Origin of the sequence: Mesorhizobium loti (assembly GCF_003148495.1) — a bacterium.
Lineage (GTDB): Bacteria > Pseudomonadota > Alphaproteobacteria > Rhizobiales > Rhizobiaceae > Mesorhizobium > Mesorhizobium loti.
In genome coordinates, this window is record NZ_QGGH01000032.1 from 1 (window position 1) to 13,546 (window position 13,546).

Genomic DNA, 13,546 nt, shown 5'->3' on the forward strand with positions numbered 1-13,546 from the left:
ACCATGGCGTAACTTCGAAGCCGTCGAGTTCGCTACGCTCGAATGGGTCGACTGGTTCAATAATCGCCGGCTGCTGGAGCCCATCGGCAACATCCCGCCGGCCGAAGCCGAGGAACGCTACTACGCCATGCTGGATGAACCAGCCATGGCCGCGTGACTCAAATGAAACGGCCTCCAGAAAACCCGGCGCGATTCAGTGTGGCACCCTCGGCGCTGTTGAGCAGCTACCCAAGGAGCGCCCCATGTCACCATCCTTTGATGCAAGCAAATCCCTTACCTGATCAGGACAGCACGTTGGTCGCAGTGATTGAGATGAGCCAGACAAAATGGCTCATTGCTGCGACGGTCCCTGGCTTTGAACGTAACCCTCTCAAGAAGCTCGATGCCGATCCGGACTCGGTGTTCAGGCTGTTGCGCCGCTGGCGCAGCGAAGCCATCCAAGCCGGGCGTGAAGTCCGGCGCATCGTTGTCGCCTATGAGGCTGGACGCGACGGCTTTTGGTTGGCGCGCTGGCTCCAGGCGCGCGCTGTCGAAGCTTATGTCATACATCCATCGAGCGTCGCGGTTTCCCGTGAACATCGGCGTGCCAAGACTGATCGCCTCGATACCGAACTGCTGATGCGCGCCTTTCTTGGCTGGCTGCGGGGCGAGAAGCGCCATTGCAGCATGGCAGCCGTCCCAACCATCAATGAGGAGGAGGCCCGCCGTCCGAACCGTGAACGAGACAATCTCGTCCGCGAACGTACACGGATCGTCAACCGCATCAAGGCAATCCTCGCTCGCTTCAGCATTCGCACCTTCAAACCCAATCTGCGCAAAGCTGCCGAGAAACTGGAAGCTCTGCATACGGCGGAAGGTATGCCCCTACCGGAACGAAGCCGAGCCGAGTTGCGCCGTAATCTCGGACGGCTTCACCTGTTGCGTGAACAAATCCACGAGATCGAACAGGAGCGGTTGCGGCAGCTCTCGGTGGTTCTGGACACGGAGAAGGGTCCGCTCGCAATGGTTCGCCTTCTTGCGCGGATTATCGGTGTCGGTATCGAGACTGCGGACATGCTGGTGAACGAGATTCTCTCACGCCGCCTGCGTGATCGGAGAGCTGTCGCCCGCTATGCCGGACTTACCGGGGCGCCGGATGAGAGCGGCCAACGCAGGCGCGAGAAAGGTCTTGCGCGGGCCGGCAACGCTCGCGTCCGCTATGGCATGATCCTGTTGGCTTGGCGGTTCCTCCAATACCAAAAGGACAGCGCGCTGGCGCACTGGTTTTGCGCGAGAACGGCCGATGGCCGTGGCGGTACGCGCAAGACGATGATCGTGGCTTTGGCGCGCAAGCTACTGATTGCATTCTGGCGACTTGTCACGACCGGCGAGATCCCGACGGGAGTAGCCCTGCGTCCGGTATAAAGCATGGAGGAGCGTTCGACAGGACAAGCATTGAAGTTTGGCAGCTGCAATAGCGTCTGCCGATAACGATCCGAGGTGGTGGTGATCCCGGTCACTCACATGGCTTACGACGCCGCGCTGTAGAATGGGCCCACCGCCCGGAGCTTCGCCGCCGACGCGTATGGCTGCATCATGGTTTTCGATCCGGGAGGATCAACCGCATACAAGCTTGCGGCGCGTTTATAGCGCCTGATGGCGAGCTCCCCTCGGTTTGCAGATTGTAGACCTCTACGAACAGCACCTGCCGGCTCAATGTAACGCTGCCGCCGTGCTCGTGACCATCAAGGGCAATTCGCTTCGCGATGGCCAGAGGCCCACCCTTGACCGTCACTGCGCGCGGCGCCCGATGAACCCCGGGGCCGAAGCAGGAACAAATGGGCGCCACCGGCTGAACAAGGAGACGGAACGACTGAAAGATCACGTTGACAAAGATCACCCCATACAAGGGAGTGAGCGGCTTTGCGGTGGTCATCGGCGCTTTCCGATAGGGTTTGGTTGTTGACGCCAACCCATTTCGGAAGGACCACCGATGACCGACGACATGATGAACCTGCGCGCGCTCGTGGAGAAGACCCCGGATGCCAATCTCCTGCGGGATATGATCGGCTTTGCCGCCGAAGCGGCTGATGGAAATGGAGGTGGGCGCGGCCACCGGCGCCACCTATGGCGAGAAGAATCCACTGCGGCTCGCCCAGCGCAATGGCTACCGCGACCGGGACTGGGAGACGCGGACCGGCACGGTCGAGTTGCGCATCCCGAAGCTCAGGAAGGGAAGCTACTTCCCAGGTTTCCTCGAACCGCGCCGCATGGCCGAGAAGGCGCTGACCGCCGTCATCTCCGGACAAATGCAAGGCATTTGCCGTGAGGAAGCTTATGTGCAAGGCATCTCGACCCGGTCGGTCGACGACTTGGTCAAGGCCATGGGCATGAGCGGCATTTCGAAGAGCCAGGTCTCGCGGCTGTGCGAGGAGATCGACGGCAAGGTGAAGGCCTTCCTCGATCGGCCGATCGAGGGCGATTGGCCATATCTGTGGATCGACGCCACCTACCTGAAGGTGCGCCGCGGCGGCCGCATCGTCTCGGTCGCCGTCATCATCGCCGTCGGCGTCAACGCACACGGTCGGCGCGAGGTGCTGGGCATGGAGGTCGGCACGTCTGAGGCCGAGCCGATCTGGACGGAGTTCCTGCGCAAGCTGACACGTCGCGGCCTGCGCGGCGTCAAGCTCGTCGTCTCCGATGCCCACGAAGGCCTCAAGGCGGCCGTCACCAAGGTGCTGTGCGCGACATGGCAGAGGTGCCGCGTCCACTTCATGAGGAACGTGCTGGCCCATGCCGGCAAGAGCGGCCGCAGGGTCGTCTCGGCCTTCATCGCCACCGCATTTGCTCAAGAGACCTCGGAAGCCGCCAGCACCCAATGGCGCGCCGTCGCCGACCAGATCCGCCCGAAGGTGCCGAAGCTGGCGACAATCATGGATGACGCCGGAGCCCGACGTGCTGGCCTACCTCGCCGATCGCTGCGACCAGGCCGGCATGATCGCCGGATACGGCCAGTTCGACGCCCCTAAGGCCGCGCGCCTTCAGCGCCACGAGGAAGTCCTTCCAGGCCGAGCGGCTCTCGCGATTGGCCATCTCCACGGCCAGGATCTGGCGCCGGCCGTCCCAGTCGATGCCGAGCGCAAACTGCACCGCCTGGCTCATGACGACGCCGGCCTCGCGCACCTTCTCGTAGCTGGCGTGCTTCGAGGGACGGTCCAACCAATTTCTCCTCGTAGACCAGATCCCCGCCGGCTGTCGCCTCTGTCGGGTTCGTGACCACAATCTCGTTTTATTCCATTGGCTAAATAGCTGTAAAGCAATCACAAAGTTTTTGTTCAGCTCGATCAGCCAAATAGGCACGAGTTTTGCGTCTATTCGTGGAGGAGTGACGGCAGGTCGGCCCAAATGGATGGCCCCTACAGGGCCCCTAATGCAATTCCTTGGCAACTGCGGTCGCCGGCCCCCAACGCACACGCGAGGCACGACCACCAGTAGTGGTCAGTAGAGAGCGCCTCAGATTCATTGGAGAGACGATATTGCGCAAAGTGGCATTCATTTTCGGTACTCGTCCTGAGGCGATTAAATGCGCCCCAGTCATCAACGCAATGAAGCTCGACCGCAGGTTCGAGCCACTCGTTGTTTCCACGGGGCAGCATCGCGAAATGCTCGATATTACTTTAATGGAATTCAGTATTCGACCGGATATCGAACTAAACATAATGCAGCCTCGCCAGACCTTGTCGCAGGTCACATATCGGATACTGGAAATGCTCTCCGGGCAAATTGACCAATGGGGAATGGACGCAGTGATCGTTCATGGCGACACCGCGAGCACCTTGGCAGCCGCTCTGGCCGCCTTCCAGCACCGTATCCCCATCATCCATCTCGAGGCAGGCTTACGCAGCGGCAACATCGCATCACCATATCCAGAGGAGGCCAATCGGCGCCTCGTTGCCCAGATAGCGGATCTCCACCTGGCGCCGACCATCCGAAGCAGCGAAAACCTTGTCCGCGAAGGTGTGCGTGAGGATCGTGTCGCGGTCACCGGCAACACGGTCGTCGATGCCCTTCGCTGGGCGGCCGAAAATGCTCCCGCCTTCGCCGAGCCCGCACTTGCCGATCTCAACAACGATACCCGGCGAATCGTAGTCGCCTCAGCACATCGACGCGAGTCGTGGGGTGCACCGATGCACGAGATCGCAAGAGCCCTGGTGCGCCTGTCATTCCAGGAAAACGTTCGTGTGATCGTCCCATTGCACAAGAACCTGGCAGTGCGCGAAGTCATGTTGCCCTATCTGAGCGACCAGGCGAATATTACGGTGGTGGATCCGCTACCGTACCGGAATTTCTGCAGCCTGATGCTGCGCTCGCACATCATCATCTCAGATAGCAGCGGCGCAGAGGAAGAAGGCCCTTCCCTCGGCAAACCGACGCTTATTTTAAGGGACATCACCGAGCGGCCTGAGGCTGTCGAAGCTGGCACGGCGCGCCTTGTGGGCCGCAGCACCGCGCGCATCGTGAGTGAAGCGAGCCGTCTGCTGTGCGATCCGGACGAATACTTGCGAATGGCCAAGCCCGTGGACGCCTACGGCGATGGAAAGGCGACAACCCGGGTTATCGATGCAATCGCGAGATATTTCGCTGCACAGACGGGACGCGAGTAATGGGCATCAGAAGTCAGTGGCGTGACCAGGCGGGCCGAGACATAGGCGTAGTTGGCTCCTGTTCGATCATGGTACGCACGGCCAAGATCTGTGCCAGAGAGAGTTCGTCGAGCGAGATGCCGTCGTAGAATTACGGCAGGCTTGGGTCAGGACCGGTGCGGCAGGGACGACATCCAGTCCTTCGCGGGCCTCCTTGACCATGCGCGACAAGAGGGCCTCATCGACCGGTGCCAGCGCGCGGTCCACCCTTCACCTGCAGTGAAGGCTGCGCGGGTCCGGCGGCAGTCGCTCTCTCTTGCGCGAGCTCGCTTGCCCGCTCCTCGCGATAAAGTACATAGGCGGCGCTATTTTGTGACGTTCGCCGCGCATCGCCATCAGCGCCATTTCGACCTGGTCCTGCTGCACCTCCTCGATGTGGAAGGTGCGGCCAGCATCGGCCCGGCAGGCGAGAGCGGCGATGACCTGCGCCGTCAGTTGCTCGCTACGTCGTGGACGCGCCGCGAGCCGGCCGCCGTGGAGTCCTCGACCGCGAGGAAGGCTTTGGTCAGCGCGACGTGACCTTGGTTAGCAGGCTGTTGAAGAAGTGCTGGCGCGGTTGTTTGGAGCGTGATTCACTGCTCCCCGAACGATTGGGGATTTGTGGATGCGCGGCTTAGACGAACGGACAGGTTCGCTATTTTCCTATGTCGACCTTGAGGCGCGTGTTCGACGTGGCCATCCGCTGCGGGTGATACGGGAGATCGTGAACGCGGCTCTTGTGGCGATGGACGGCGATTTTGCGGTGCTGTATCCGCCGGGGCTCGGCCGCCCGTCGATCGCGCCGGAGCGGTTGCTGCGTGCGATGCTGTTGCAGGCCTTCTACGGCATTCGCTCGGAGCGTCAGTTGATGGAGCGGATGGAGTTTGATCTTCTGTTCCGCTGGTTCGTCGGGCTTGGCGTTGACGATCCGGCCTGGGATCATTCGAGCTTCACCAAGAACCGGGATCGGCTGTTGGAAGGTGAGATCGCGGCCAAGTTTCTGCGCGCGGTGCTTGCTCAGCCAAGGGTGAAGCGGCTTTTGTCGTCGGATCACTTCTCGGTGGACGGGACGCTGATCGAGGCCTGGGCTTCGATCAAGAGCTTCCGCCGCAAGGACGGGGACGATAACGGCCCGGATGGGGCGGGGCGTAACGCCGAGCGCGGCTTTCATAAGGAGAAGCGCTCCAACGACACACACCAGAGCACGAGCGATCCGCAGGCGCGGCTCTACAAGAAGGGCGACGGGCAGCCGGCGAAGCTCTGCTATCTGGGGCATGCGCTGATGGAGAACCGTCATGGGCTTGCGGTTGATGGCGGCATTACCCAGGCCACGGGCACAGGCGAGCGTGATGCCGCGCTCGCCATGTTGGACCGCAGACCGTCGCGGCGGCGCATCACACTGGGCGCCGACAAGGCCTATGACGTGCGCCAGTTCATCAAGGACCTGCGCGAGCGCAAGGTCACGCCGCACATCGCCGTCGACGGCCATCTGAGCAAAACCGGCAAGCCTCGCGTGACGGCGATCGATGACCGCACGAAGCGCCATCCGGGCTATGATGTCAGCCAGCGCTGCCGCAAGCGGATCGAGGAGGTGTTCGGTTGGATCAAGGCCTCGGCCGGCATGGCCAAGGTCAAGCTGCGAGGATGCGCCCGTGTGGGCGCGGCCTTCACCTTGAACCTGGCGGCCTACAATCTGATCCGCTTACCCAAACTGCTGGCAGCGCCGGCATGAGCCTCACCGGCCGTTGGCGGATCGTCGCGATGCCCGACTATGTCGAGGATTATCGCGACATGATGGAACCCGCCTACATTGAGTTCGCGGCCGATGGCTCCGGCGAATTCGCCTTCGGCTGCGTCACCGGGCAGATCTTCGGCGCGGGCGACGGCAACAATGTCGCCTTCTCCTGGCAGGGCAATGACGAAATGGACGAAGCCCAAGGCGATGGCTGGGCTGAAATCCAACCAGACAGCTCTATCACCGGACAAATCTGCTTCCATGGCGGCGACGAAGCTGATTTCGTCGCCCGCAAGTGGACTTCTTCAACGGCCTGTTAGATCGAAAGGCGTGATCGCGTCGTTGCGGCGGATCACTCGGTAACCAGGTTCTGAAGCAGGCGCGCCCGCGAGGTCGGCCCCGCCGGCCCTTTCAAGGCCGAGCCTGTGCGCCACTAGCGCGCGCTCGGCGGCAGCAGATGGTCCGGTGTCGACGTGGCAAGCAGCAGCAGGCCGATCTCCTTGCGATCGATGCCGGCCTGCAACCCGAACCTGCCGCGCAAGCGGGTGATTCGCCGTCTTGCGCATGCTGCCCAGGCTTGCGGCGGCGATCTCCGCCACCGGCACGACGTATGCGGGAGAAGCCGCATGGAGAGCGCCCACACTATCGACGAAACTCGGGTCGGCATCATGCTCAACGAACTGAGGCTGCCGACGATCAAGACGCTTTGGCCGCAATTTGCCGAACAGGCGGATCGGGAGAGGTGGCCGGCCGCGCGCTTCCTCTCGGCCATCGCCGAGCATGAACTGGCCGAACGTGCCCATTGCAGGATCGAAAGGCATCTCGCCGGGGCGCACCTGCCGCCGGAAAGACGCTCGACAGCTTTGCCTTCGATGACGGGCTCATGGTCTCTAAGGCCCAGGGTCATGGCGATCACCGCCGGCGACAGTTGGCTCACAAAGGGCGCCAACGTCCTCATGTTCTGGCCGCCCGGCGGCGGCAAGAGCCATCTCGCCGCAGTCGCCGGCCTTGCGCTGATCGAGAACGGCTGGCGCGTGATGTTCAGCCGCACCACCGATCTCGCCCAGAAGCTTCAGGTTGCGCGGCGTGAACTCCAGCTCGAATCCGCCATGGACAAGCTCGACAACTTCGATCTGCTCATCCTCGACGATCTGGCCTACGTCACCAAGGACCAGGCCGAAACGAGCGTGCTCTTCGAGCTCATCTCCGCCCGTTACGAGCGGCGTTCCATCATGATCACCGCCAATTAGCCCTTTGGGGAATGGAACAGGGTCTTCCCGAACCCCGCTATGACGCTCGCCGCGGTCGACCGCCTCGTCCACCACGCAACGATCTTCTAGATGAATGTCGAAAGCTTTCGGCGCAGATCCGGAATGGAAGCCAACCGCCAACGCGGCAGACCAGCCTCATACGCGACAATCAAAAACACCCAAGAACTTGTCGCGGAGCGGCAATCAGAAACCAGCGAACTTCTGTCACGACTGCAGGCCGAGTATCCCGGCGACTACCCGGACAAACTGCTTCGAGCACTTAAGCGTCGGCTGAAGGTCTGGCGCAGCGAACAGGCGGACGCGTTGCTGTTTGGTCCCTTGGACAAGGAGCCGCCGATCCTGGAGATCGCAAGGCCACACTGAGGCGCCGTGGCGCTCGCGAAGGAGGCCGGGCGCTGCGAAACCCCGGCCATCTCCGCGCCCGGCTTCCTTCGCCCCAAGCCGGGAGCAAAAATGGATGAGGCAACGCTTGAATCTCGGGGAGCATCGTTACGTGAGGCAATACGCCGTCTCATCCTGATCGAGCCATACCGAGGCTTCCAGCATCTGGTCGACGAGCAGCTTCTTCAGCTTCGCATTCTTGTCTTCCAGAGCCTTCAGGCGCTTGGCGTCGGATACGTCCATCCCGCCATACTTCGCCTTCCAGTTTATACAGTGTCGCCTCGCTGACCCCGTGCTTGCGGGCCAGATCGCCCGCCTCGCCCCCGCCTCGTGCTCGCGCAGCACCGCGATAATCTGCTCTTCCGTAAACCGCTTTCTCTTCATCAGTCCGTCCTTCAAAACGAGGCCGGACTCTAATCCCAACTGGAGGAAATTACCCGTGGCAGGTCACCAGCGCCAACGCCGCTTCGTTAGCGTTTGTCCCGGTTGGCCCAGGAACCGTATCTTGTAAGAAAGGCCCTTGGGCTTTAGGATCGACTCGACAAACACTCGATGAAATCGCGCTTTGCAGATGTATACATATCAAGCGACAAGACAATATTTTTATCAGCGAGATATTGAATTGCCGGCGCAATAATATCCGGGTTGTTATGACCGTAGTTGAGTGCGCAGGACCTAACAAGGAAATCAATATAGGGTTTGTCGGCCTCGTCCCATATTTCGCCCCAAGCGATTTTTTAAAGACCGTCGGAAACGATCGTCCATAGCGACGAACGTTAGACTCGTAAGCTTCGAAAATGTCGATCCATCAAGGGCCTCTCTGGTATGCGGCTCGCGATCAACGCGGCAGGTTCCATGTTCAGGCGTTCAAAACTATCGATTTCGACGGTTAGTTTCGGCCAATCAGACTTAAAGCGAACGTATCATGGTCAGCGACTTGCATTCGCAAAGAGTCTGTAAACTTGTTTGACGAATCTGTTGCATCGCTCTGGATAGCGATAGCGTGACAGTCAGTACCCGCCTTTGCGGCAACGCTCTCGGCGGCGTTGTTGGCAGGGGCGACTGACACAACCGCACCGGTTTTTCCAGCATGACTGCAACCACGAATGCTTTGGTATTTCTCTACGCCAGCTGTGACGGGATCCTGCCGACGAGTAGCTGTTGGCAGATAGCGATGTCTCTCCTTCGATGTGACGGCGAGACCGGTGCTCGCTCGAGTTTCGTTTTGGAACGCGGACGAGCCAGACCGCGAATTGGCGACAGACCTGGAACTGACCGCGGCCTCTAATCGTGGCCGTGACCGGTGGCGGTGATTGCGCTGTTCCCTGGGCGGCGCGTTGGCCCACCTCCTGGCTTCACGGCATATAATGCCTCAGTCGGGCCTCGCGAGGTGGCGGCCGCGCTACAGGCCACGGGCCGAGCATGCGAGTGGTGTTCGGTACCCACGACCGACGCAGAATCGATCGCGCGCGATCAATGCGGCTATCGACCCCCCGGTGTTCGCCATCGCACTGTGTGGTGACGATGGCGCGGCTTTTGGAGCGCAGCACGACTTAAGAGTTCCCACCCTTACACCGGTCAACATTCATATGATCGAAAACGCTGGCTCAGGCGACGACGCTAGCGATGTGTCCAATGCCGCTTCTGTACGCAAGGTTTCACCCTGTCCGACATCCGACAATTGTTGGATGTGAGACAGGGCGTCAAATTCTTCAACCAACTGTTTTAATTGAATTTTCCTCTCTGGCACGTTCTCTGCAGTGTGGCTTGCGAACGCATCAGCAAGAAAATAGTCCCATGATCACACTCACTGAAAACGCCGTCGCCGCCGTCAAGGCCGCGCTTTCCCGCGTCGACGAACCGGCGGAAGGCTTTCGCATCATGGTCGAGGCGGGCGGCTGCGCCGGCCTCAGATACCTGATGGGTCTGGAAAGCGTCTCGCGTGAGGGGGATGCCGTTATGGAGACGGACGGGGTCAAGGTGTTCGTTGACGCAAGCTCCCAGCCCCATCTCGCCGGCACGACCGTCGACTTCGTCACGGGCCTGGAGTCATCGGGCTTTGTCTTCGACAATCCCAATGCGCGGGACAAATGCGCCTGCGGCAAGTCCTTCGGCTAGCCGCCATCACGACAAGGATCGGCGCCGTGCGGGATAATACCGACAACGTCTACCTCTTCAGCGACAAGCTCTATTTCATCAACCCGCACAATGTCGGCGCTTTGGACACCCCCAATGCGGCCGGCGAGGTCGGCGCCGTCGCCTGCGGCGACGGGCTTAAATTGATAATGGGTTTCGACCCCAAGACCGAGACGATTACTGCCGCAACGTTCCAGACCTTCGGCCGCGGCTCGGCCATAACCGCTTCCTCGACATTTACCGAATTCATCGTCGGCAAGACCATCGATGAAGCCCTTCGGATCACCGATCAGGACATGGCGGATTTTCTCGGCGCCCTGCCGCCGCACACGACATACTCATCGCTCGACCGCCTCATCCTGGAGCGCGGCTTGCGGCTGATGAGCGAGTTCTTCCGTGCGGTTAGGAAGGCTTTCGAGGAGACACCAGGATTCTCACGCCTCGTCCTCGTCAAGGCATCATCGCCATGAGCGACGTTATAGAGGCGTTTCTCGTGGTGACAGGCTTCGAGGAGCCAGAGCCCTTCCCCGCAGCCTTCCCCCGCTGAAACCTAATTCTGCGTGGAGTTCGGGCGAGTGCAAAACGTGCAGTGGGACATTTCCCATCTTTTGCCACGTCTCGTAAGCCAGCAGAGATCCTCCCTTGCTCGCTCGAAGGCCGCTTAAGCAATGTCATATGCGGTCAAGGAAATTTTCTATACCCTTCAGGGTGAAGGACGAAATGCCGGGCGGGCTGCCGTATTTTGTCGTTTTGCCGGCTGTAACCTTTGGTCGGGACGTGAAGGCGACCGGAAGAGAGCATTCTGCGGATTCTGCGACACCGATTTCGTTGGGGTCGATGGCCCCGGTGGCGGACATTTTGCCACCGCACAAGAGCTTGCGTTGGCGGTCGAACAAGCCTGGCGCGGGACGCGTACTGGGCGGCGTCTTGTCGTGCTCACCGGAGGGGAACCCCTCCTCCAGATCGATGAAGAGCTCCTGGAAGCGCTGCATTCCTTGGCGTTTGAAATTGCCGTGGAGACCAACGGTACCATCCCCACACCCGCCGGCATCGACTGGCTGTGCGTCAGTCCGAAATGCAATGCACGCCTCGTGGTCATGGCAGGGGACGAGCTAAAGCTTGTATATCCTCAGATTGGCGCGGAGCCCGAACATTTCGAAGTTCTCGCGTTTGAGCACCTTTTGCTTCAGCCGATGGATGGACTCGAGCGCGATGCGAATACGGCCGCCGCGGTGGCCTATTGTTTTGCCAACCCACGTTGGCGCTTGAGCCTTCAAACCCACAAGTTTCTAGGGATCCCATGAAAATCACGCAAGCTTTCACCTTCGAGGCAGCGCACTGTCTTCCGCGCGTGCCAGAGACCCACCGCTGTCACCGCATGCATGGCCACTCATACCGTGTGGAACTGCGTCTGGAAGGGCCCGTCGATCCAGACACGGGCTTTGTCATCGATTTCTTCGATGTCGAGGCTGTGTTCGGACCGCTTCTGCAACGTCTCGACCATCAGTGTCTGAATCAGATTGAGGGTCTCGAAAATCCGACCGCGGAAAATATTGCGGTCTGGATCTGGAACCAAACCAAGCCGCTTCTTGGCCAAATGTGCTCGGTAACGGTCTATGAGACGCCGCTGTGCTGGGCTGAATACGAGGGTTGACCCGATGCAACGAGATCCGGGAACCGCACTCGTCCTTTTCTCCGGCGGCCAGGATTCGACAACCTGCCTGGCTTGGGCGCTGGAGAACTTCGAGCGCGTCGAGACAATCGGCTTCGACTATGGGCAGCGGCATCGGATCGAGCTCGATTTGCGGCCTTACCTGATCGAGCGCATTCGAACAGACTTTCCGGCCTGGCGTGGTCGACTAGGCGAGGACCACATGATTGACATGGCCGTGCTCGGTCAAATCAGTGATACCGCGCTCACGCGCGACGTCGAGATCGCACTGAACGCGAACGGCATAACAAATACCTTCGTGCCTGGGGGGTGTGTGAATGATGACACGCTTCTCCATTCCAAGGCAGGGCAAGTTGCATCGCCTTAACTGCGTCATCTCGACAATCCGGGTAGCTGAAACGATCCGTCTCGGACACGCCGATTACGAGGGGTTTCGCGCCCATTCGGTAAGCTATCGCGGCCCATGCAGCGCGACAAGGCGCAGACCTGGGCGCGGGCGGATTGGCTGGGCGGCGAGGCGCTGGTGAAGCTCATCTGCGAGGGAGCCACACCTGCTATGGCGGAGACCGCGAACATAGACATATCCCAGTGCACCGCGCTTAGCGCTCGCTGGGCGGAGCTGGTCCGGGTTGCGAAGCGATGCCGCACCGATGGTCTCCAAGGCGCAGGTCATGGCCATGACCGCCGGCGACAGCTGGCTCGCAAAGGGTGCCAATATCCTGTTGTTTGGTCCCGCCCGGCGGCGGAAAGTCGCATCTCGCTGCAGCTATTGGGCTCGCCCTCATCGAGAACGGCTGGCGCGTGCTGTTCACCCGAACCACCGATCTCGTCCAGAAGCTTCAGGTCGCACGGCGTGAGCTGCAGCTCGAATCCGCCATCGCAAAGCTCGACAAGTTCGATCTGCTGGTCCTCGACGATCTGGCCTACATCACCAAAGACCAGGCCGAAACGAGCGTGCTCTTCGAACTCATCTGCGCAAGATATGAGCGGCGTTCCATCATGATCACCGCCAATCAGCCCTTTGGAGAAGGGAACAGGGTCTTTCCGGACCCCGCCATGACCCTCGCCGCGCTCGACCGACTTGTTCATCACGCAACGATCTTCGAGATGAATGTCGAAAGCTACCGGCGCAGATCCGCCATGGAAGCCAAACGCCAGCGCGGCAGGCCTGCCTCCTACGCGACAATCAAAAACACCCACGAGCTTATCGCGGGGCGACAATCAGAAAACGACGAAAGCCTTGCCAGCGACAATCAGCATGATAATTTGCCCATGACCGCGCTCTGAGAGGCTCATCCAGATTGTCGCGCAGGTCTCTCCCAGATCGCCGCGCGATACCCGCTTCGGCGTCCGCAGCTTCCGGCTGAGCCTCCGCCAGGCCGCGGACAGGCTGGAGAGCATCCGAACGGCGGAGGGAACGCCGCTGCCGGACAACACCCGCGCCGAGCTCTACCGCTTCCTTGAGCTGCTCAACCTCGTGCGCGCGCAGATCCGCGCCATCGAACAGGAGCGCCTGCGCCGGCTGGCGGCGGCTCGGCTGCGGCGAACGGCCCGCACGCGATGGTTCGCCTGCTCGCGCGGATCATCGGCATCGGTGCGGATTCCGACGATTTACCGGACGGCATTCCGATCAAAAACCGGACGCGATTCCGAGAATTAACCGGACGCGATTCCGATTAAATACCGGACA

Annotated in this window: 11 protein-coding genes and 8 pseudogenes; 15 read left to right on the plus strand and 4 right to left on the minus strand. The window is 60.7% G+C overall.

Annotated features, from left to right (window positions below):
- The 3 genes and pseudogenes from C8D77_RS36585 to C8D77_RS36595 form a co-directional block, all read left to right on the plus strand.
- A pseudogene (locus C8D77_RS36585) lies at positions 1–157 on the plus strand (IS3 family transposase); the annotation flags it as partial.
- A 146-nt stretch (positions 158–303) separates the two neighbouring features.
- Positions 304–1,404, plus strand: coding sequence for an IS110 family RNA-guided transposase (locus C8D77_RS36590; RefSeq protein WP_245951984.1), 1,101 nt, complete (start codon positions 304–306; stop codon positions 1,402–1,404).
- A gap of 568 nt (positions 1,405–1,972) precedes the next feature.
- Positions 1,973–2,949: pseudogene (locus C8D77_RS36595) on the plus strand (IS256 family transposase); the annotation flags it as partial.
- On the opposite strand, the pseudogene C8D77_RS36600 reads toward C8D77_RS36595, so the two are convergent.
- Positions 2,944–3,177 (minus strand): annotated as a pseudogene (locus C8D77_RS36600) (transposase); the annotation flags it as partial. The pseudogenes C8D77_RS36595 and C8D77_RS36600 overlap by 6 nt on opposite strands.
- A 347-nt stretch (positions 3,178–3,524) precedes the next feature.
- On the opposite strand from C8D77_RS36600, the gene wecB reads away from it, so the two are divergent.
- From wecB to C8D77_RS36620, 4 genes are all read left to right on the plus strand, one after another.
- The gene (gene wecB, locus C8D77_RS36605) at positions 3,525–4,643 is read left to right on the plus strand and encodes a non-hydrolyzing UDP-N-acetylglucosamine 2-epimerase (protein ID WP_245951985.1); all 1,119 of its coding nucleotides are present in this window, start codon (positions 3,525–3,527) and stop codon (positions 4,641–4,643) included.
- A 351-nt stretch (positions 4,644–4,994) separates the two neighbouring features.
- Complete coding sequence (locus C8D77_RS36610) at positions 4,995–5,201, plus strand: hypothetical protein (RefSeq protein ID WP_109672780.1); 207 nt, start codon at positions 4,995–4,997, stop codon at positions 5,199–5,201.
- A gap of 85 nt (positions 5,202–5,286) precedes the next feature.
- On the plus strand, positions 5,287–6,393 hold the full coding sequence (locus C8D77_RS36615) for an IS5 family transposase (RefSeq protein ID WP_109672782.1): 1,107 nt from the start codon (positions 5,287–5,289) through the stop codon (positions 6,391–6,393).
- 29 nt (positions 6,394–6,422) lie between these two features.
- Entirely contained in the window at positions 6,423–6,716 is a 294-nt protein-coding gene (locus C8D77_RS36620; protein WP_245951983.1) for a hypothetical protein, read from the plus strand.
- Between the two features lie 54 nt (positions 6,717–6,770).
- Here the strand turns inward: C8D77_RS36620 and C8D77_RS36625 are convergent.
- Positions 6,771–6,913: pseudogene (locus tag C8D77_RS36625) on the minus strand (3-oxoacyl-ACP synthase); the annotation flags it as partial.
- A gap of 109 nt (positions 6,914–7,022) precedes the next feature.
- Here C8D77_RS36625 and istB point away from each other — a divergent pair.
- Both istB and C8D77_RS39210 read left to right on the plus strand, forming a co-directional pair.
- Positions 7,023–7,736, plus strand: a pseudogene (gene istB, locus C8D77_RS36630) (IS21-like element helper ATPase IstB).
- Positions 7,737–8,030, plus strand: coding sequence for a hypothetical protein (locus C8D77_RS39210; protein WP_425453809.1), 294 nt, complete (start codon positions 7,737–7,739; stop codon positions 8,028–8,030).
- Between the two features lie 126 nt (positions 8,031–8,156).
- On the opposite strand, the gene C8D77_RS36635 is transcribed toward C8D77_RS39210, so the two are convergent.
- Complete coding sequence (locus C8D77_RS36635; RefSeq protein ID WP_146211876.1) at positions 8,157–8,432, minus strand: transposase; 276 nt, start codon at positions 8,430–8,432, stop codon at positions 8,157–8,159.
- Between the two features lie 1,413 nt (positions 8,433–9,845).
- On the opposite strand from C8D77_RS36635, the gene C8D77_RS36645 reads away from it, so the two are divergent.
- The 5 genes and pseudogenes from C8D77_RS36645 to C8D77_RS36670 form a co-directional block, all read left to right on the plus strand.
- On the plus strand, positions 9,846–10,166 hold the full coding sequence (locus tag C8D77_RS36645; protein ID WP_109672788.1) for a HesB/IscA family protein: 321 nt from the start codon (positions 9,846–9,848) through the stop codon (positions 10,164–10,166).
- A gap of 26 nt (positions 10,167–10,192) precedes the next feature.
- Positions 10,193–10,654: an iron-sulfur cluster assembly scaffold protein gene (locus C8D77_RS36650; RefSeq protein ID WP_109672797.1), complete on the plus strand. Its 462-nt coding sequence runs from the start codon at positions 10,193–10,195 to the stop codon at positions 10,652–10,654.
- 198 nt (positions 10,655–10,852) lie between these two features.
- On the plus strand, positions 10,853–11,488 hold the full coding sequence (gene queE / locus C8D77_RS36660; RefSeq protein WP_109672790.1) for a 7-carboxy-7-deazaguanine synthase: 636 nt from the start codon (positions 10,853–10,855) through the stop codon (positions 11,486–11,488).
- Positions 11,485–11,838 (plus strand): 6-carboxytetrahydropterin synthase QueD, encoded by a 354-nt coding sequence (gene queD, locus C8D77_RS36665; protein WP_109672793.1) that lies wholly within the window; start codon positions 11,485–11,487, stop codon positions 11,836–11,838. Before queE ends, queD begins: the two co-directional genes overlap by 4 nt.
- A 4-nt stretch (positions 11,839–11,842) precedes the next feature.
- Positions 11,843–12,163 (plus strand): annotated as a pseudogene (locus C8D77_RS36670) (7-cyano-7-deazaguanine synthase); the annotation flags it as partial.
- On the opposite strand, the pseudogene C8D77_RS38715 reads toward C8D77_RS36670, so the two are convergent.
- Positions 12,164–12,317: pseudogene (locus C8D77_RS38715) on the minus strand (7-cyano-7-deazaguanine synthase); the annotation flags it as partial.
- 177 nt (positions 12,318–12,494) lie between these two features.
- Between C8D77_RS38715 and C8D77_RS36680 the strand changes: the two are divergent.
- Positions 12,495–13,143 (plus strand): annotated as a pseudogene (locus C8D77_RS36680) (ATP-binding protein); the annotation flags it as partial.
- Between the last annotated feature and the right edge of the window lie 403 nt (positions 13,144–13,546).